General features: G+C 45.0%; 14 protein-coding genes. 7 read left to right on the top strand and 7 right to left on the bottom strand.

Annotated elements, in window-relative coordinates:
• Window positions 1-204: 204 nt before the first annotated feature.
• Window positions 205-594 (bottom strand): VOC family protein, encoded by a 390-nt coding sequence (locus JGK39_RS00880; protein ID WP_293258905.1) that lies wholly within the window; start codon window positions 592-594, stop codon window positions 205-207.
• A 342-nt stretch (window positions 595-936) separates the two neighbouring features.
• Between JGK39_RS00880 and ilvC the strand changes: the two genes are divergently transcribed.
• Window positions 937-1,935 carry a ketol-acid reductoisomerase gene (gene ilvC, locus JGK39_RS00875; protein WP_293178718.1) on the top strand — a complete coding sequence of 333 codons (999 nt, stop codon included), beginning with the start codon at window positions 937-939 and terminating at the stop codon, window positions 1,933-1,935.
• 281 nt (window positions 1,936-2,216) lie between these two features.
• Here the strand turns inward: ilvC and JGK39_RS00870 are convergent, their stop codons facing one another.
• The gene (locus JGK39_RS00870) at window positions 2,217-2,435 is read right to left on the bottom strand and encodes a hypothetical protein (protein ID WP_293256610.1); all 219 of its coding nucleotides are present in this window, start codon (window positions 2,433-2,435) and stop codon (window positions 2,217-2,219) included.
• 407 nt (window positions 2,436-2,842) lie between these two features.
• The gene (locus tag JGK39_RS00865) at window positions 2,843-4,501 is read right to left on the bottom strand and encodes an alpha/beta hydrolase (protein WP_293256613.1); all 1,659 of its coding nucleotides are present in this window, start codon (window positions 4,499-4,501) and stop codon (window positions 2,843-2,845) included.
• A gap of 518 nt (window positions 4,502-5,019) precedes the next feature.
• On the opposite strand from JGK39_RS00865, the gene JGK39_RS00860 reads away from it, so the two are divergent.
• On the top strand, window positions 5,020-10,629 hold the full coding sequence (locus JGK39_RS00860; protein WP_293256616.1) for an ATP-binding sensor histidine kinase: 5,610 nt from the start codon (window positions 5,020-5,022) through the stop codon (window positions 10,627-10,629).
• Window positions 10,630-10,720: 91 nt separating this feature from the next.
• On the opposite strand, the gene JGK39_RS00855 is transcribed toward JGK39_RS00860, so the two are convergent.
• Window positions 10,721-12,118 carry an amidase gene (locus tag JGK39_RS00855; RefSeq protein WP_293256619.1) on the bottom strand — a complete coding sequence of 466 codons (1,398 nt, stop codon included), beginning with the start codon at window positions 12,116-12,118 and terminating at the stop codon, window positions 10,721-10,723.
• 659 nt (window positions 12,119-12,777) lie between these two features.
• Entirely contained in the window at window positions 12,778-13,089 is a 312-nt protein-coding gene (locus tag JGK39_RS00850) for a hypothetical protein (RefSeq protein WP_293256622.1), read from the bottom strand.
• Between JGK39_RS00850 and JGK39_RS00845 the strand changes: the two genes are divergently transcribed.
• From JGK39_RS00845 to JGK39_RS00835, 3 genes are all read left to right on the top strand, one after another.
• Window positions 13,079-14,113 (top strand): type IV pilus twitching motility protein PilT, encoded by a 1,035-nt coding sequence (locus tag JGK39_RS00845; protein WP_293256625.1) that lies wholly within the window; start codon window positions 13,079-13,081, stop codon window positions 14,111-14,113. The two genes, JGK39_RS00850 and JGK39_RS00845, sit on opposite strands and share 11 nt — an antisense overlap.
• 274 nt (window positions 14,114-14,387) lie before the next feature.
• Window positions 14,388-15,191 (top strand): circadian clock KaiB family protein, encoded by an 804-nt coding sequence (locus JGK39_RS00840; protein WP_293256628.1) that lies wholly within the window; start codon window positions 14,388-14,390, stop codon window positions 15,189-15,191.
• A gap of 101 nt (window positions 15,192-15,292) precedes the next feature.
• Window positions 15,293-15,793: a hypothetical protein gene (locus JGK39_RS00835; RefSeq protein ID WP_293256631.1), complete on the top strand. Its 501-nt coding sequence runs from the start codon at window positions 15,293-15,295 to the stop codon at window positions 15,791-15,793.
• Between the two features lie 133 nt (window positions 15,794-15,926).
• Here JGK39_RS00835 and JGK39_RS00830 read toward each other — a convergent pair whose 3' ends face one another.
• Complete coding sequence (locus tag JGK39_RS00830; protein ID WP_293256634.1) at window positions 15,927-17,567, bottom strand: thioredoxin-like domain-containing protein; 1,641 nt, start codon at window positions 17,565-17,567, stop codon at window positions 15,927-15,929.
• A gap of 227 nt (window positions 17,568-17,794) precedes the next feature.
• On the opposite strand from JGK39_RS00830, the gene JGK39_RS00825 reads away from it, so the two are divergent.
• Window positions 17,795-18,979, top strand: a complete 1,185-nt coding sequence (locus tag JGK39_RS00825; RefSeq protein ID WP_293256636.1) for a DUF262 domain-containing protein — start codon at window positions 17,795-17,797, stop codon at window positions 18,977-18,979.
• A gap of 2 nt (window positions 18,980-18,981) precedes the next feature.
• On the top strand, window positions 18,982-19,674 hold the full coding sequence (locus JGK39_RS00820; RefSeq protein ID WP_293256639.1) for an MAE_28990/MAE_18760 family HEPN-like nuclease: 693 nt from the start codon (window positions 18,982-18,984) through the stop codon (window positions 19,672-19,674).
• Here JGK39_RS00820 and JGK39_RS00815 read toward each other — a convergent pair.
• Window positions 19,671-20,711, bottom strand: coding sequence for a DNA cytosine methyltransferase (locus JGK39_RS00815; RefSeq protein ID WP_293256643.1), 1,041 nt, complete (start codon window positions 20,709-20,711; stop codon window positions 19,671-19,673). The two genes, JGK39_RS00820 and JGK39_RS00815, sit on opposite strands and share 4 nt — an antisense overlap.
• Between the last annotated feature and the right edge of the window lie 58 nt (window positions 20,712-20,769).

Raw genomic sequence — 20,769 nt, 5'->3', positions numbered from 1 at the left:
GTCAAATCATCAATAACAGGCTTTCCGGCCAGCTATATCCTCCGTAGGGACACTCCAAGATCCCATTAGTGTCAACTTAACCCGAAAGCCCACTAGGGTTTTAACCCCTGCCGGACTGCCGGACTCAGGGTTTGACGTTAAGTTGACACTCCTTGGGCAATTCCGTGTCCGTACCAAACCCGAATATGCTGTAAGTCCTGTTAACTAAATTTCATAAATTTCTAAGGGTAAATTATCTGGATCTCTGAAAAATGTAAACCGTTTTTCTGTAATTTCGTCAAGGCGAATTTCTTCTACTTCTACTTGTTGGGATTTTAAGTAAGCAACGGATGCTTCTATGTCCTCAACTGCAAAAGCTAAATGTCTCAAGCCGCAAGCTTCAGGATTGTTAACTCTTTTGGGAGGATGGGGAAATGAGAACAGTTCAATCATTGTGCTGCCGTTTCCGACTTGCAAATCTAGTTTGTAAGAATTCCTCTCGCTTCGGAAAGTTTCTTTGATAATGGAAAATCCCAAGACTTCTACATAAAATTTCTTTGACTTTTCGTAATCCGAGCAAATAATCGCTAAATGATGTATTGCTTTTATTTTCATTTAAAAAAAGTTAGTCTGTTGGGTTTTATGGAACAGGCCGGAGAGCCTGTTCCACAAGAAAATTCACTCTTTGTGGAACAAGCCGGAGAGCATGTTCTTCAGAATGATACAAGATGTGAGGTTTTTTTCAAAAGCACAGCACGCTATTGACAATTATATTTGACTTGCAGCAAAACCTGCTAAATTCAGTACGCGCGGCGCAGCTATCGTCGGCTGGAATCGCCCTTTATTTTCCCACCATAAAATCTTAATCTCTAAATTTCTGCAAAAAAAGCACCCCACTTTGATAAAATGAGAGTTTTGCAGTCACTCACCCCATTTGCATCTCAGGAGACAAGCACCATGGCCCGTATGTATTACAACGAAGACGCCAACCTAGACCTCTTAGCCAACAAAACAGTTGCTATCATTGGCTACGGTTCCCAAGGACACGCCCACGCCCTCAACCTCAAAGACAGCGGCATGAATGTCATTGTCGGTTTGTATCCCGGTAGTAAATCTGCCGCCAAAGCAACCGATGCGGGTTTAACTGTTCACCCGGTAGACAAAGCAGCCGCAGCCGCTGACTTCATCATGATTTTATTACCCGATGAAGTTCAAAAAACTATTTACAAAGAACAAATCGAACCTAACCTTTCAGCAGGAAATGTTTTAGCATTTGCTCACGGTTTTAACATTCACTTCGGCCAAGTTGTCCCTCCAGCCGACGTAGACGTAGTAATGGTAGCCCCCAAAGGCCCCGGACACTTGGTGCGCCGGACTTACGAACAAGGCGAAGGTGTTCCGAGTTTGTTTGCAGTATATCAGGATGCTTCGGGCCAAGCGCGCGATCGGGCAATGGCCTATGCTAAAGGTATCGGCGGCACCAGAGCCGGCATCCTTGAAACCACTTTCCGCGAAGAAACAGAAACCGACCTTTTTGGCGAACAAGTAGTTTTGTGCGGCGGTTTGAGCGCCTTAATTAAAGCTGGATTTGAAACCTTAGTTAACGCTGGATATCAACCGGAATTAGCTTATTTTGAATGTTTGCACGAAGTTAAACTTATCGTTGACTTAGTAGTAGAAGGAGGCCTCGCCAAAATGCGCGACAGCATCTCCAATACCGCAGAATACGGCGACTTAACTCGCGGCCCCCGCATCGTCACCGATGATACCCGCGCCGAAATGCGTAAAATTCTTAGCGAAATTCAATCCGGTCAATTTGCGCGCGAATTCGTGCTGGAAAACCAAGCCGGCAAACCGGGCTTTACTTCCATGCGCCGTCAGGAAGCAGAACATCCGATTGAAGAAGTTGGTAAAGATTTGCGCGCTATGTTTAGCTGGTTGAAAAAGCAGGCATAATCGATTTTATATCTGAGATTTTAGATGGAAAAACCAATCTAAAACAGACCTGGATGCAGAATCGAATTATGTAGGGTGCGCAGTGCGCACCTTACCCATAGTCGTGGGGTGTGTCGCCTGCGATAAATCCCTAAATAAGACAGAAAATCTCACAGCGACGCACCTGACAAGCAGCAGAAATAAAACCAACACTGAACAGACAAAAATCGGTCAATTGGTTCTTCCTTTTTCTTCCAACTTCCATCAGACTTCTGTCAACCATCAACTGTCAACTGTCAAAACTATCGACTAGGTTTTTTTTGCAAGTCCTCAATATCTTTCTCTCTTTGCTTGTTTACCTCTTTTGGCTTTACCCATGAGGGCCACAAACTGACGAAGAACTTTCTACTAGCCAAGCTGGTATCTCTGACAGGTTTGGGGAGAAAAGTTAAACTGTCACCGTAAAGGGTAAACAGCGCTACAAATAGCAGCACTATCGGGATAATATTTTTTTTTGGCATGGCAGTTTGGGAGTTGAGTTTATAAAAGTCCTTTTCTATATTTTGCCCTGGCGCGAACCAAAAATATCAGCGCTCAAGAAAAATAAACCGCTGGGCGAAGCGGGCGCCCATACAACAGGAAATGCTGCTAAGTCACAATATGGTGTCTGCTCGAACTACAGCTATAAAATAGGTTTGTAGTGAGGACTTTAGTCCTCAGACTTGGAAGAGGACTAAAGTCCTTACTACAAACACGATTATTTTTGGTGAGGATGCACATATTTTGATCCCCCCTAACCCCCCTTAATAAGGGGGGGACAAGATTTCGAGCTTTCTTCCTCCTCAAGCAGAATGACTAATGACGTTCGCGAGCTCTTAAGCTCGCGCTGCTGACTAATAACTAATGACTGATGACTAATGACTGATGACTAATGACTCTGCTGAATAAAAGTTTGCACGACTGCATTAGTTTCTGGGGAAATTTCTGTCACTAGGCGCACCGGAATTGCATTTGTCGAAGCGAATTGTGCGTATTCTGGGGTGAGAAATACTGCATATTTGTCAGCTTCTGCCGTTAGTTGAGCTGCGGTGGCTAGACTGATAGCTTTAATATAATTGCGTATGCTCGCAGCTTGGTCGCCGACAACTTCGTCGCCAGTAATTACTGTGCTCGGTCTGTTAGCTTGGTCTAAGGTTGTACTCGGATCTTTGACGCTTAAGTGGGTTCCTCCTACAAAGCCGACTAGCCATTTGGGAGCGGTAATCTTTTGGAAGCCGGCAATTTGTTCGACTAAGGCTGGTGTTGTTTTGTCGGCTGAAGATGCTACTATTAATGTGGGAATCTTAATTTTACTTAGGCCAGTTTCTCCGAATAGTAATGATGTTGTGGGATTCATGACGATCGCCCTTTTTATCCTCACATCCCGCAATTGATACCGTTCTTGGGGCAATCCGGCCGCCGCGCACTGAATGCCTTCGCCCAAGCTAAACCCGATTAAATCGCCCTGACAGCGCTGTTTGAGCCCGGTCAATTGCAGTTCCGCACCCGCTACGGACAAGGCTGTGGCGCCGCCGAAGGAATAGCCAATTATCATCGATCGCTCGATCGCAATTTTCCCCTGCAAGTTATCATCAGTTTGGTTCAATTTTGCCAGTTCATCCAGCACAAAACTGATATCTTTGGGACGGTCTAAAAATTCTTGAGAAGCTAACAACCGAGACTTACCCGCGATCGCAGCATTGGTATTTGTTTCGTTGCTTCCCGGATGTTCTACAGCAGCTACCACATAGCCGTAGGACGCCAAATGCTCTGCTAAATAACGCAAATCCGTGCGTACCGATCCCAAACCGTGAGAAAAGACGATCGTCGGTTTGTCCGCCGTCACTGCTCTCGACCAGTAGACATCCACCGGAATGCGCCGATTGCGGGCGCTATCGTTTAAATCTAGCTTCATTACCCGCACCGAATTCGGCCCGGGCTGTGTGGGGTCGAAAGGCGGGTTAAATGCGGGTTTAGCGGCTGCTAACTGAGGTGCGATCGCTGCCATAAACCTCTGAGTTTGCCAAAAACCTGCGTTTAAATTGCTTAAAACTGCGAAAGCTCGATCGAGATCCACGACTACCCGCGAACTTGGGTAAGATTCAATAAAACTCAATACCGATAAGCCTTCCGGCGCGTTCGCCCCCAGCACCAAAGCCGATCGCAGCGCTTCCACACCGGCACCGTCGCGCCTGGGTACGACTGTAGTCAAATCCGTCAAAATCGCAGTCCCGATGCGCGTATTTAGCAAGTTGCTCAAGCCGACTACATTGAGAGGGATTTTCGCTTGAAGTGCTCCCAAAATTTGACGGCGCTGTGCGTCAGACAGCAGATTGGCGTAAGCTTGCAGTTTTTCAGGGACTTTTCCGGTTGCTGCGAGTTCGCGCAAATCCGCAACCGAAATAGACGATTCTAAAGGGCCTTTGCGGACAACAACTGTTTCTGCTGCTTTTGCAGGGGATGTCACGCTGCTGAAAGTGCCGATCGCGATCGCGCTACAAACACTCGCCACTGATGAAAACCATCTGAAATTTGGTCTAATGCTCATTTTTACCTGATTCAACTAGAGGGATATCACTATATTCTTAAAATTGTCCCAGATACTGAGAAATTGTGCTCAAGTGTCGATAAATTGTCTGGGAATGCGATCGGCCAAGCCTCAGGATATATTGATTTTGTCTGTAATCGCGATCGTATTATTAAGAAATGAGAATTAAATAACTTCCACTCTTGAAAGTGGGATAGTGGGATGGGCGTCCCGCCCGTCCAAAAAAAACGGGCGGGACGCCCATCCCACAATAACAATTAAAATTGTAAGTTATTTAATTCGCGATCCCAAGTATAATTGCCAATCAAACAGGGCCCTTTGGGTTAAAACACTAAGCAAAATTGCGGTTGACATAATATTTTGTGTTTACTACCATGATAAATAAAACCCTGCGATCTCCCTGATATTTGCACCAGAATGATAATTTTTCGAGTGCAGTGCGATCGTCCCGCTCGCATCATACCGTCTGGGCAAACCTTTAAAAAAATCAATTTACCTCAGCTATAAGGATGATATCAATGAATACGTTGACACTTCCAGGCTACCAAATCAGCACCTCCATCTCCGACGGCTTCAATACCAGCGTTTACCGCGGCATTAGAGAGTCAGACGAACAACCAGTCATCATCAAAATCCTCAAGGCAGAATTTCCCACCCTCGAACAAATTACCCGCCTAAAAAACGAATATAAAATTACTCAGCATTTACACGCAGACAGCATCGTCAAATATTACAGCCTCGAAACCTATCAAAACCGTCTCGCCCTGATTTCAGAAGATTTTGGCGGCCGCTCCCTCAGCCAAATTATCTCGAAAAAACTTGACTTGACGGCCTTTTTAAACATTGGCATTCAACTAGCATCAGCACTCAACTCGCTCCACAAAAACTGTATCATCCACAAAGACATCAAACCATCCAATATTATCATCAACATTGAAACAGGAACTGTCAAACTCACCGACTTCAGCGTCGCTTCCCGGCTGAGCAAAGAAAACCCCCAAATTAACAGCGCTAACTTGGTTGAAGGTACAGTCGCCTATATGTCTCCCGAACAAACCGGGAGAATGAACCGCACCTTAGATTATCGCAGCGATTTCTATTCCCTCGGCGTCACATTTTACGAAATGCTGACAGGGGAATTGCCGTTTAAAAGCAGCGATATTTTGGAACTCGTACACTGTCACATTGCCAAACAGCCCGTACCGCCTTGTGAATGCAGAAAAAATGCAGAAAGTAGCGATGAGATTCCGCAAGTTGTTTCGGATATTGTGATGAAGCTGTTGGCGAAAAATGCTGAAGATAGGTATCAAACTGCGGAGGGAATTCAAGCAGATTTAGAAAAATGTTTGAATTCTTGGCAGACAACTGGAGAAATAACTTATTTTGTACCGGGAAAGTTCGATCGCTCGCCACAACTGTCAATCCCTCAGAAACTCTACGGGCGAGAAGCCGAAGTCGATCGCCTGCTGGCTGCTTTTGAACGAGTTAGCGGGCTTGCAGGCGCACAACCGCCAGAAAACTCGGAAAATATAGTTGGTCGCGCACAAAGCGAAATAATCCTAGTTTCCGGTTATTCTGGCATTGGCAAAACCGCCATTGTTAATGAAGTTCACAAGCCAATTGTGCGACAGCGCGGCTATTTTATCAACGGCAAATTTGACCAATTTAAGCGCAACATTCCCTATGCAGCTTTGATTCAAGCTTTCCAGTCATTAATCGGACAGTTGCTGACTGAAAAAACCGAAAAATTGCAAGCTTGGAGAGAGAAATTAGTGGCGGCTTTGGGTGCAAACGGTGCTGTAATTGTTGATGTGATTCCGGAAATTGAGCTAATTATTGGCAAACAGCCGGAAGTGCCGCAACTGGGGCCTGCCGAATCTCAAAATCGGTTTAATCGAGTCTTTCAAGAGTTTATCAGCGTCTTTACTCGTGCAGAACATCCGCTGGTAATCTTTTTAGACGATTTGCAGTGGGCTGATTCGGCATCGCTGAATTTAATGCAGTTGTTGGTTGGCAATTCGGAAAGTCAATATCTGCTTTTGATCGGTGCTTATCGGGATAATGAAGTTAATCCGACTCATCCGCTGAGGCAGGCGATCGAGCAAATTGAAAAAACGGGCACTCCAGTTAATAATATCGTATTGCAACCGCTCGATTTCGGCAATGTCCGCGAATTAATCGCCGATACCCTCACCGGTAACGACAAGGTGAAATTGCTGGCTGAGTTGATTTTCCACAAAACGAGCGGCAATCCTTTCTTTATCACGCAGCTTTTGCAAGCGCTGTATCAAGAAAATCTGTTACACTTTGAATTTAGTAGCGGTAGTTGGCTGTGGAGTTTAGAGCAGATTCAGGCGATCGGCATTACGGACAAAAGCGTCGTCGAATTGGTAGCCAGCCGCATCGAAAAACTTCCGGAAACTACGCAGCGAGTCTTAAAATTGGCGGCTTGTATTGGCGACACATTTACCCTCGACGTTTTGTCAATTGTCAACGAACAATCCCAGGCGCAAGCAGCTACCGAACTCTGGGCTGCCCTGCAAACTGGATTGGTTCTCCCATTGAGTAATGCTTACAAAATTCCCCTGGTTGGAGGCTGGGAAGCGGACAATTTGCTGGGGCGGGCACGGGAAGGGCAGGCACGGGGGCACTGCCCCTACGGGGAATCCAAGATTGCCTACAAATTCCTGCACGACAGAGTGCAGCAAGCAGCTTATTCTCTGATTCCCGGCGGCGATAAAAAAGAGACTCACGTCAAAATCGGTCAATTGCTGCTGCAAAACATGGCTCCCCAAGAGCGTAAAGATAACATTTTTGCTTTAGTAAACCAACTGAATTTCGGCATAGACTTATTAACATCTGAGACTGAAAAATACGAGTTAACCGAACTCAATTTTATAGCCGGTAAAAAAGCAAAGTCCGCAATGGCATATCACTCGGCAGTCGGGTATTTGAATGTCGGTTTCGGATTGCTGGGAGCAGATAGCTGGCAGAAGCATTACGAATTTACACTCAACCTGCACACAGAAGCAGCAGAAGCAGAATTTCTGAATACTAACTTCGATCGAGCAGAAAAGTTAATTGAAATTATCTTACAACAAGCTAAAAATCTGCTCGACCAAGTGAAAGCATACGACTTGAAAATCCAGATGTATATGACTCAAAGTCAGTCCTTAAAAGCTATAGATACGGGACTGCAAGCTTTGGAAATTATGGGCGTCTCTCTATCAGACATTCTGGATTGCGGCAGTCTGGAAGTACAAATGCCACTGCTGGAAGAAGTGAATAATTTGCCACAAATGACAGACCCCAAACGACTGGCAACTCTGCGGCTTCTCGTATCAATTATTCCGCCGGCATTGTTACAAAAGCCTGAAATTTTATTGCCTATTATCTTGGCTCAAATTAAGCTGTGTATGGAAGAAGGTTATTCACCGCTGACTGCTTTTTCATACAGTTCTTATGGCATAGTTTTGTGCGGTGGCCTGGGAGAAATCGAGAAAGGATATCATGCCGGACAACTGTCTGTGAAGTTGTTGGAAAAATACGGCGTCAATGCCATGAAATGTGAAATTTACAATATGTTTAATGGTTGCATTCAACCCTGGAAAGAACACTTGCGAGAAGGTTTTGCTGATTTACAGGAAGGGTTTCAAAGTGGTCTGGAAGCTGGCAATTTGATTTTTGGTGGATATTGCGCTTTGAACTACTGCAACTCTATGTTTTTTACAGGAGAAAATCTTGATGTTGTAGAACAGAAGCAAGCGGAATACATTTGCTTGATGCGCGAGGTAAAAAATGATTATGTTGCTTTTAACATCAGTATATGGAGACAAATGAGTTTAAATTTACGGGGTTTGGCAGCAGATAAGTGTCGTTTGATTGGTAAGGCTTTTGATGAATCCACTATGCTGCCGGAATGGGAAGCGATTAATGATGGCTGGGTACTGTTTAGCATCCATCTAATTAAATCCATGCTTTTCTATTTGTTTAAAGACTTTAATAGTGCAGTTAACAGCGCTGCATTATCTATAAAATACGTGCAATCGGTAGGCGGTTGGTCGTCAATTGCTGCTAACAATTTTTACTATTCCCTGGCACTCCTCGCTGTGTATCCAACTGCTGACGGTGCAGAAAAAGAAAAACACTTGATGCAAGTAGCTGCAAATCAGGAAAAAATGCACAATTGGGCGCACCACGCCCCCATGAACTATCAGCACAAGTACGACTTGGTAGAAGCCGAAAAAGCGCGAGTATTCGGTAAAAATTGGGAAGCAGCAGATTATTATGACAAAGCTATTCAAGGAGCAAAAGAGCAGGGATACATCCAAGAAGCAGCCCTCGCTAACGAACTTGCAGCGGAGTTTTATTTCTCTCGCAACAAGGACAAAATCGCTTTAGTCTATCTCACAGAATCTTACTACGGTTACATCCACTGGGGAGCGATCGCAAAAGTCAAAGATTTAGAAGCCCGATATCCCCAATTAGTCGCCCAAACCCTCAACCGAGAAACCAAAACCCGCGATTTAACTGTCACCGCCACGACAACAACCACCAACAGCGATTTTAGCCAATCCTTAGATATCGGCACATTCGTCAAAGCATCTCAAGCTATTACCAGCGAAATTGTGCTGGATAAATTGCTCGCCCGTTTAATCAAAATTTTGTTAGAAAATGCCGCGGCTCAAAAAGCAGTGCTGATGCTCTACAAAGATGACAATCTTTTGATCCAAGCAGCTTGTACGTCAGAGCAAAATCAAGCCGTTGTCTTGCAATCCCTTCCCGTTGAAATTAGTCAAGATTTGCCAGTTTCTATTGTTAACTATGTTGCTCGAACTCAAAAAGACTTGGTTTTAAACAATGCAGGTTCAGATGGCTTGTTTACTACCGATCCGTATATTGTCAGCAGTCAGCCTAAGTCAATTCTTTGCAATCCCGTCATCTATCAGGGCCAACTCACAGGGATTCTGTACCTGGAGAACAACTTAGCAGCGGGTGCATTTTCTCCCGAAAGATTGCAAGTTTTAAAAGTCTTGACTTCTCAAGTCGCCATCGCCCTAGAAAATGCTAAACTCTACGCACAAGCACAAGAAAAGTCGCAGCAACTAGAACAATCTTTGCACAAGTTGCAGCAAACTCAAGCTCAACTGGTGCAAACGGAAAAAATCTCAAGTTTGGGGCAGTTGGTAGCAGGAGTTGCTCACGAAGTCAATAACCCCGTTGGCTTTATTTCTGGCAATCTCCACCACGCTAATGATTATGTACGAGATTTGATTTGCATTGTCAATCTTTACCAGCAGCACTATCCAAATCCTGTGCCGGAAATTGTAGAAGTGGCAGAAGATATTGAACTCGATTATCTGATGGAAGACTTGCCGAAAATGTTGGGTTCTATGCAGCTAGGAACCGATCGCATCCGTGATATCATGCAATCGTTGCGGAACTTCTCCCGCGTTGACGGTACCGAGAAAAAACCGGCCGACATTCACGCAGGGATTGAGAGCACGTTGATGATTTTGCAGCACCGTTTGAAAGCTAATGCGGAACGTCCGGCAATTCAAGTGATTAAGGAATACGGCGATTTGCCTGCGGTTGAGTGTTACAGCGGACAACTCAATCAGGTGTTTATGAATTTGATCGGGAATGCGATCGATGCTTTGGATGAGTCGAATTGCGATTCCCTACGGGATAGCTGCGCTTCACGCACTTACGCTGAAATTGAAAAGCATCCGAATATTATCACAGTTTGCACCGAAGTCAAGGAAGGTTCGGCAGCGGATTGTGTAACGGATGTAACGGATGTAACGGAAGGTTCGGCAGCGGATTTTGTAGCGGATTTAACGGATGTAGCGGATTTAACGGATGTTGGGAATAAGGAAGAAGTAAGAGGGGAAAAAAGTGAGAGTTTTGCGGTGATTCGGATTAAGGATAATGGGCGGGGGATGCCTGAATCAACGCGGTGTAAATTGTTCGATCCGTTTTTTACTACTAAGCCGGAGGGGAAAGGGACGGGATTGGGATTGTCGATTAGCTATCAGATTGTAGTCGAAAAACACGGCGGTGCGATCGAGTGTATTTCGGAACCGGGAAAAGGTGCGGAATTTGTCATAACAATTCCGTTGAATTAGGTAATCCTGCACGCAACTAGCACCTTAAAAAAGGTACGTTGTTGCGCTTTAGCGCTAAAGCGCAACAACGTACCTAAAATTCTGCTTCTTCCTATTTAAAATCCAAAACTGGGAAAGGTTTCGCCGCTTCTATCTGCGCTGCTAAAGCAATTAAAGTTGCTTCCGCCGCCGGCCGCCCGATAATTTGAATTCCCACGGGTAAACCGTTATCATCTAAAATTGCTGGAAGTGCGATCGCAGGTAAACCGCTAGCATTAAATGGCGGACAAGGAGCAACCCAATTAATAATCCGCTGCAAAGTTTCCTCACAACTCAAATCTGCCCACTCGCCGATGCCAATGGGCGAGTGCATATAAGTCGGCAAAACTAACACATCAAAATTTTCAAAGAATCCCACAATCCGCCGTGAAATCACCTGCATTTGATTCACCGCCCGCAAATATTCCCCAGCCGAAACTGTTCTTTCCAACAACCAGCGATTCATCGGTTCCAAAACCTTCCCTGGAATGCCGCTTGCAGCCGCCCCAGACTGCCAAATTGTCGTAAACGGTTCGATTAAACCCGTAAAATCCGGGCATCCCGGTTCGATATCGTGACCCAAATCTGTCAGTAATTTTACGGTTTCGAGTACCGCTTGCTGACACACAGGCGCTGCCTCGCCCACGGGGGCAATACTGGTAGAAAAAGCAATTCGCAGTTTGCCTAACTTTTCGCCGGAAGCCTCTAGAAATGTGGGATTTGGGTCTGGTAGCCAGTACGGATCGCCGGTTGTGTAGCCTGACATCACGTCCAAAAGTGCGGCCGCGTCAGCCACAGTGCGGGCGAGGGGGCCGTTGGCAGAAATGCCGCTGAGGTAGTCTCCGACTGGTGCCCAGGAAACTCGCCCGCGCGAGGGTTTAATGCCCACTAAACCGCAGGCGGAAGCTGGGCCTCGGATCGAACCGCCGCCGTCTGAACCTTGGGCGATCGCGCACAAACCCGCCGCTACGGCCGCCGCTGAGCCGCCGCTGGAACCTCCGGGCGTGTATTCTAAATTCCAGGGATTGCGCGCGGGCCGGAAACCTGGGGGCTCGGTGTAAGGCAATGAGCCTATTTGAGAGGTTGCTGTTTTGCCCAGAATGTTAAATCCGGCTGCTTCGATCCGCCAGACTACTGACTCGTTGTAGGGAGATATGTTACTGTGCAAAGCCTGAACTCCGTAGGTACACGGAACCCCGGCAACTGGTGTCAAGTCTTTGATAGCAATTGGCACTCCGAAAAAAGGCGGCAATTCCTGTGACTTGTTTAAGCCTGCTAGGTGTTCGGTTTGCGCTGTAGCTAGCTCGATCGCCCGATCGGCAGTTACTGTAAAATAACTACCAAGTTGATGGTTTAATCGATCGATCCGTTCCAAGTACACATTGGTAATTTCTAGCGGCGAAATTTCCCGATCGCGGATCGACTTCGCCAAATCCAGGGCTGAACTAAAAGCCCGATCGACAGAATTCATAGGTGTAAGTCCTGAATGGTTCGGCAAAGTATATATTTATACTGTTTTTTGAGAAAAAGTCTTTCCCTTTAAAAAAATATTCAAAAATGTCGAAAATCCATATTCGATTGTAGGCCCAGAGCGATCGCCCGCGTGCAAACAACAGAATATTTCCTTGCTGCGCCCCCCTCTTGAGATAAACTGATCTGAACAGTTAAGCTCTTGTGCAAGAAACGCACTTCGGGCGATCGGCATTGTCTAACTTCCACAAATCATCAGAAAATGTGGGTGGAAACCCCGTTCCTTCGGCAAGCTCAGCGCAAGCCTTACAGAACGGCTTTATATGTGGGAAGTGTGTTAAAATAGACACACAGACGTTGACCTCTAAAGTAAGGTGAAACTCCTAGCAATTGGACGTTGTAGTTAAAAGACGTTTAACCGAAATGGTTAAACTGGTATCCAAGAATACCCTACCTCTAGCCTTTGCAAGTAAAGACTCTGAGGCGAGTGAATCACTCACAACAAATCAAAGTAGCCTCAATGCTAGAAATAGCGGAGAGAATAGTGGGAATTGGCACCCCCCTGTCGCGCTGCGGTAGAGTTCGAGTAAGCGGCTCTACGAGTAGCGGTTCGAGCAATGTCCAACGGTGGATATCTCCTTCTAAAGAATCTCAGTGCGTTTACGCGCCTTGAGTGTCAACTGTTCGAGTCAGCCTTCTCACCAAATTCAAAGTAGCGCATATGACACAACAGCATCCGCCAGCTCCTCGCCCGCCCCTACCCGGAGCGCCCCCACCCCCCGGCCTGCCCCGCCCTCCAGCTCCAGGCATTCCCAGAGCAGCAGGAATGCCACCAGCACCGCCACCAGCACCAGCACCCCCACCACCCGCCGCCACACAGCCACCGGCACCCGCGCCCCAATCCTTCGCCACACCTAAAAATTCCAGCAACAACAAAATTCCGACTTTGAAAGAGCTGGTAATGCGAGCCAAAGAAGAAGGAGTATCCGATCTTCATCTCGGAGTCAACGAATTCCCGCGCTTCCGAAACCGGGGCGAGATAGCCGATATCGGCTATCCACCGTCGGATTTAGATACGTTTTTTGGCTGGCTGCGCGAGTGCATGAGCGATGAAGAAATTGAAATTTTCCAAAAAACCCTAGATTTTGACGGCGCTTTCGACTTCGGCTTTGTCCGCATTCGGATCAGCTGCATGGACTCCTTGGCAGGCCCGGCGATGGTACTCCGGCTAATTCCTGCCAAAATAATGACCCTGGAGGAATTAAACCTACCAGCAGTCTTTAAGAAAATATGCGGCTACCACAAAGGTCTGATTTTGGTGACGGGCCCCACAGGTTCGGGCAAATCTACCACCTTGGCCGCGATGATCGACTACATCAACAAAAATAAAGCCTACAACATCATCACGATCGAAGACCCGGTAGAATTCGTACACGAAAGCAAAAAATCCTTGATCAAGCACCGGGAAGTCGGCAGACACACCCTCAAGTTTATGAGCGCTCTCAAAGGCGCTCTGCGGCAAGACCCGGATATGCTGCTAGTAGGAGAAATTCGGGACAGAGAAACCGTGGAAATTGCCCTCAAAGCCTCTCAGACAGGTCACTTAGTTGCAGGAACCCTGCACACCAACAGTGCAGTTAAAACCCTGAACCGGATTCTGGATATGTTCGGGGCGGAAGAACAAGAAGCCATACGGGTTTCTATTTCCGAATCCCTAGTCGCGATTATTGCTCAACTGCTGTGCAAAACCACTGATGGCAAGCGGGCTGCTTTCCACGACGTTTTGATCAATACCGACGTGATTAAGGAATACATTCTGAAGGGGCAGAATGAGGAAATCAATCAAATTATGATCAAAGATACTTATGAAGGCATGACGACGATGAATAAGTCGCTCTACGGCCTTTATCAAGAAGGTCGGATTACTGAAGAACTTGCTGTAGCAAACTCGCCGTTCCCCAACGAAATGGCTCAGATGCTCCGAGGTCGAGTCTAAAGGTCGAGTGTTAACAGTTAACGGTGAACAGTTAACCGTTAACTGTTAACTTTGTGTAGAGAACTCGCCGGCTCCCAACGAAATGGCTCAGATGCTCCGAGGTTGAGTCAACAGTTAACAGTCAACAGTCAACAGTCAACAGTCAACTGTTAACTTTAATGGGTGTACTTAAACGAAATGGCTCAGATGCTCCGAGGTTGAGTCAACAGTTAACAGTCAACAGTCAACAGTCAACAGTCAACAGTCAACTGTTAACTTTAATGGGTGTACTTAATTGAAAGTCGATCGCCCGATTTTACCAGAATTTTTTAAAGGCATTGCACTGTTTACACCAGGGGGAGACTTAATCTATTGCATAGACTCCCGCAAGCAAACTCAGTGGCACTTGCAGTTGTGCGTAGCCCTACAGCAGATACTCGGTTTGTCAGAACCGCCACATTTTCTGATACCCTGCTACACGGCAACTGTTGACTGCTGGCGCGATCGCACCGATGGACAGTTGCGGGTGGCAGCCGAGGCATACCCCCCGGTGCTGCGACATCAAACGCTGCTGAATGCGATTTTTGGCACGGGCGACTTGGTTTGGGAATCCCGCAGCGACGAAATCTGCGAACCAATGGCGATCGCCACTTATCACGAACAATTCCCCGAACTTTGGGAAAATCACGACTTAGTTGTACGATACCCGATCGACCTTGGGCGATCGGACTCTCACTATTCTGCGATCGCGCCTCCCTCCCACTTCCCCCAATCCCCGCTGTTGCCGCGAACCAAACCAACAGCAATCACCCCACCGCCACCAACACAAGGGTACGTTTTGCGGCTGTTTGTTTCCGGTAGCAACCCCAGCACCCAACGCACCCTCGAAACTTTATACCAATTCCTAGAGCAATGTCTCGATCGCCCCTACACTTTGAAAGTAATCGATGTGTTGAAACATCCCGAACAAGCAGAAGCCGATCAGATTTCAGCAACTCCCACCTTAATTAAAATCTGGCCCAAACCCGTGCGGCGAATAGTCGGCGAATTGAACGATGCCCAAAAAATAGTGCGGCTGCTGAGCAATTCGGAATTTTAGATTTGGGCGATTATTATTGAATACTGGCGATCGCAGGTTGACTCACCATCGAATTAACAAGCTCTAGCAATTGCTCCTGAGACACTGCACTCAATGAAATTATGTCTAATTTTCACGATTTAATTAACAATAATTTCCATCATCCAGATTACGGAAAATTACTCCATCATCGCGACATTCACCAGTCCAATATCTTGCATTATTCAGTACAACTCAACGATTGCGAATCTATCGCATGGGAACCAATTCATAGCAATCGCCAAAGAGATACAGGACGATTAGCAATTTGGCAAATTGATTGGCATAGATTTCAAACTGCTAAATGGATATCATATCGGCAAAAGGAACGCATCAACAAAGCATTGCATATTTCTGTGGCAGAATTTCACGAATGCTGGCAATATGAACTCTATCGATTCAATTGCGAACATTGGGCAAGACTGGTAACGACCGGGAATTGTTGCTGCCATCAAATTACCGAATTCAAGAAATCACAAAAAATCCCTGTCCTGGGTGTTTTGGTTGTAGGAATAGTTGGTTTTGTGACAGGTGCTTGGGAACACAATGGATACGCACAAAAGTTGATTGCTGAGAGTGACTAGATGTGGAGTGAGGGAAACCCTAATTATTTCCTAGGCACCGTAAGTAGTAGAGCACCTGATAATTAGTTCCTAGTGAGGACTTCAGTCCTCTAAAAATCAAGAGGACTGAAGTCCTCACTACCAACCTTTTGGATCAATCGGGAAGACAAACATCCGGCGCGCACAAACCGTGAAAATCCAAAGTTGTAACTTCCAAAGTATCCAACTCAACTCGCCGAATCACGTGATTGTTCGTATCAGCAACAAACAAATGAGACCCGATCGCGCTCAACCCAGAAGGTTCAAAAAATCGAGCATTGATACCTTTAGCATCAACCAAACCAGCTTTACCATCTCCAATCATCGTCATGCACGAACCGCTGCGGTGGTCGATCCGCTTAATTTTGTGATTGTAAGTATCAGCCACCCAGAGGTAATTTTGAGCGTATTCAACACCCAAACAGTGCTGCAACCTCACCTCATCACCGCGACCATCTTTATCGCCAAAACCAAACAATTCACCGCTACCGCAGACAGTGCGAACATTCGAGTATTCTTCGATTCCTACAGCCCGAATCGAACTTATTTCGCTGTCAGCCACAAACAACTCCGATCGATCCGTAGCCAAGCCGCTAGGCTGAGAAAAAGCAGATTCTGCAAGACTCCCATCCACACAGGATTCTCGACCAATACCCGCATAAGTGGCGATCGTACCAGTATCTAACTGCATCTCCCAAATTTGGTGCGAGCCCGCCATGGCGATAAAAAGTCTATTTCCCACCCTTTCTAAATCCCAAGGCGAATTCAATGGCGTTTCTAAACCCTTGCCGCTGCAGGGGCCAATTTCCTGACTTTGTTCGCCAGTACCGGCAACAGTTTTCACCCGTTGAGTCGTAAAGTCGATCGTTCTGATAGCGTGATTTTCCGTATCAGCAACATAGAGAATTTGAGTTTCTGCATCAAAAGCCATACCTTGAGGGTCAAAAAACTCAGCTTCTTCAAAGTTCCCATCAGTCAAACCCGCTTTCCCCGTACCAATGACGTGCAGCACCTCACCTTCGGTACTGCTGACAACAATTCGATTGTGTCCCGAATCGGCAACAAACAAGCAAGAACCGACCAAGTTTTGGATAACTGAATTAGCAGGCCCCGGCAGTACAGTTTCATCTACAGATTCATTGTCCTCAGTCATTTCGCCCAACAGCGCCTCATGTTGGTGAAGCACTTTTGCCTCCGTTGGCGCGATCGCAAATCCCAGCACTTTACCAGGAAAAGCCAGCGGGGTTGATACAGGTTTGCGCTGTTTTTCTAAACTGAAACGAAGTTCCCTAAAGGCGATCGCATTTTTATCTTTGTATTCAGCAATTAACTTGCCAACTAACTGATCTAGTGCTTCTCTATGGCCTTCGCCAGAAACAAAGCCGACGACATAACTTTCTGGATCGATCACCATTAAAGTCGGCCAAGCGCGAACAGCGTAGCTTTGCCAAACTTTCATTCCGCTGTCTACGATTACGGGATGTTCGATATCGTAGCGGAGGATAGCTTGGCGGATATTTTCTACATCTTTTTCGTTTTCAAACTTAGCCGAGTGAACTCCGATGACAGTCAGGGAATCTTTATATTTTTGTTCCAGATATTTTAAGTCTGGGAGGACGTGCAAGCAGTTGATGCAGCAGTAAGTCCAGAAGTCGAGGATGACGACGCGCCCTTTTAAGGATGCAATGGATAAAGGTTTTTCGGTGTTCAGCCAGGGGTACTTTACGGGGAATTCTGGTGCTCTGACGCGAGGCATGGGATCTCCTTGGTAGGGCCTGAATATTTTTTTTACTTCTTTAATTTAGCGGGAAGTTTCGCCGGATGGGGGAAAGCTGGTTAAATTTGGGCTTTTGGAGGCAGGGAAGGTGGCTGTGGCATAGGAAGGGGGGGTGAGGCCCGATAGCGAACTCGTCCACTTTCATGCTCTGTCAGGAAAGGCCTAAAATATCTCATATTCGATTCATCCTCAGTCACTCAAAGTCGATGGCTATCAATGTATACTTGATGTTGTATGCTAAATTTTTATGTACTTCTGATACACACATTCTGCCAGAACAGGAGAGCAAAATGGCAAAATCCCCAAAAATACCACTGGAAACAGAGATTACACATGAACAAAGAGAAGCCGCAGAAGCAGAAATTCGGGAAAAGCAAAAAACTGTTGACTATGACACAAAAGAATATCCAGTGGAAGTGCTTGTCCAGAAATATAGAGATGGGCTAGATGAAGACATCAGCGAATTGTATATACCAGATTATCAACGAGAGCTGATTTGGGAAGAAACTCGGCAGTCAAAGTTTATTGAATCTATCTTTCTAGGACTACCCATACCCTATATTTTTGTTGCCGATTTACGACCAAAGCAAGAAGATGATGAAGATGATTTAGCTCGGTTAGAAATTGTTGATGGAACCCAACGTATCCGTACTTTAGACAGATTTCTAAGTAACGAGCTAAAGCTATCTGAACTAGAAAAACTAAAAAATCTTAACAACTTCAAATTCAACGATTTACCCCTGGCAAGACAGAGACGATTTAACCGAGCTACCATTCGCATGATTGTGCTGACTGAGAAAGCTGATGAAGAAACCCGACGCGATATGTTTGAACGCATCAATACTGGTAGCGTCCAACTTAATGATATGGAGAAACGTAGAGGCATATCTCCTGGCCCATTTGTCAATCTTCTTGAAGAACTCGCCAAAACTCCCAAATTTATTAAACTATGCCCTTTGTCGGAGGCACTTGTCCGCAAACGGGAACCAGAAGAATTTGTCCTTCGTTTTTTTGCCTACTTAAATAATTATGAAAACTTTGACAAACGAGTTAATCAATTTCTTAATGAATACCTAGAAAACTATAACAATTATGTAATAAATCAAGATGGTATGCGCTCTGAATTTGACAAAATGTTAGACTTTGTTGAAAAATACTTTTCCAATGGATTTAGCAAATCAAAAGGTCATGTCAAAACACCAAGAATTCGATTTGAGGCAATTTCTGTAGGTGTTGCACTAGCCTTAAGAGAAAAGAGCGATCTTGTTCCACAGTCAATGACATGGCTTGACTCACCAGAATTCAAAGAATATACTACATCAGATGCCAGCAATTCTAAGCCTAAAGTAATTAAGCGTATTCAATACGTTCGCGATCGACTTTTAAGTTAACTATGCAAACAGTTCTTTTAGATTTTCACACCCGTGTCCAAGAAGTTAATCAATATTTTGAATTTATGGAGATGCTTATCCAAGAAACAACAAAATCACCCATGTCAGCAGATAATGGTGAACAAAAAATTACAGCTATCGATTCCAGACTGGCAAAAATACTCAAAGCGAATGCTTTTTTACTCCTCTACAATCTTGTTGAATCAACTATGCGTAATGCCATAGAAGCGATATTTGCTGAAATAAGTAGTAAAAAAATTTCTTTTAACTCTTTGAGAACGGAGATCAAAAAAATAGTTATTTATAACTTCAAGAACCGCTCACCCGATAAGGTTCATTCTAAGATAAAAGATATTTCTCTTGATATTATTACTGCTGGCTTCAATAGTAGAGAATTATTTTCAGGTAATGTTACTCGGAAGGTGATTACAGAAACAGCTAGAAATTATGGATTTTCTTTTGATACTGACTACTCCAAAACTAAACACGGTGAACACTTAGAGGATATCATGGATCATCGGAACGATTTAGCACACGGCAATAAATCATTTGCAGAAGTTGGACAAAAGGTCAGTATTGAGGATTTGCTCAAGGTCAAGGAAGAGGTAATAGAATACCTCCAGCAAATATTGCAAAATATTCAAGACTATTTAGAAAAGCAAGAATATTTAGATAAATCTATACAATCTCCTTAATTTACCTGGTGGATATGTTCTAAAATACTTCGAGCTATTGCTATCCCTAGCTTAACAGGCACAGCATTCCCAATTAATCGCCCTACTAGATCTACCCCCACTGGTTGATCGTGAGCTACAAACTGATATGCTGGTGGAAAAGTTTGTAATAAAGCTGCTTCTCTGAGAGAAATAGCCCTATCTTGTTCGGGATGACCAAATCGACCATTACCAAAACCAAAACACTGTGTAGTAATAGTTGGGCTAGGTTTATCCCACTCCATTCGACCATATACTCCAGGATAGGTTTTACCACTCTTTTTTAGGTGGCATTTTGCAATTAAGTCTTGAGGCCAATCTCGCCAAGTTCCTCCAGGTTTGGAAACACGAATACGGCGCACATTTAGATCCGAAAGTTTACTACATCTATGTAGTTGATCTATTTTAGAAGATTGACCTGCTGAAAGAGGTTCAAGGTGTTCAATAGTTTGTCGTACTGTTTTGTATACTTCTGGCTGATGTGTCGCTGGAATTAAATTAATTTTGCCAAATTTTGAAGCAAGTAAGACTAATCGCTTTCGAGATTGAGGAATTCCATAATCTAGACAGTTAACTTCATAGGATTCAAAGTAATAGTTTAACTTTTTTAACTCGGTGATAAATTCTTCAAAAACCGCATGATGTTTTAACTGAAGTACATTTTCCATTGAAATAATATCCGGTTGGCATTCTTCAATGAGACGAGCAAAATCGCGGCATAGTGTCCACTTCAATTGTTCATCGTTGTAGCGTCTTGAATAACTTGAAAATGGTTGACAGGGAGCGCATCCTGCTAAAATATTTATACTACCTTTAGAAAAATGTTCTGCCAAATCAGAACTGCTGATATTTGCGACATCTTGTAATATAAATTTTGCTTTGTTGTTGTGTTCGTATGGAAATTCACACGCAGGATCGATATCATATCCAGCTTTGACTGGAAGACCTGCTTGTTCAAACCCATGCGTTAGTCCTCCAGCACCACAAAATAAATCTACTGTAGAGATGCTTCTACTCATTCACTCCCTCTTGTTAGGATATCTGACCCAACAAGGTAGTTTAGCGTATTTGACTACA

The sequence above is a fragment of the Microcoleus sp. PH2017_12_PCY_D_A genome (assembly GCF_020738565.1).
In the GTDB taxonomy this organism is placed as follows: domain Bacteria; phylum Cyanobacteriota; class Cyanobacteriia; order Cyanobacteriales; family Microcoleaceae; genus Microcoleus.
Note: the sequence above shows the minus strand (reverse complement) of the source record. Positions and strands in the feature narration are given on the sequence as shown.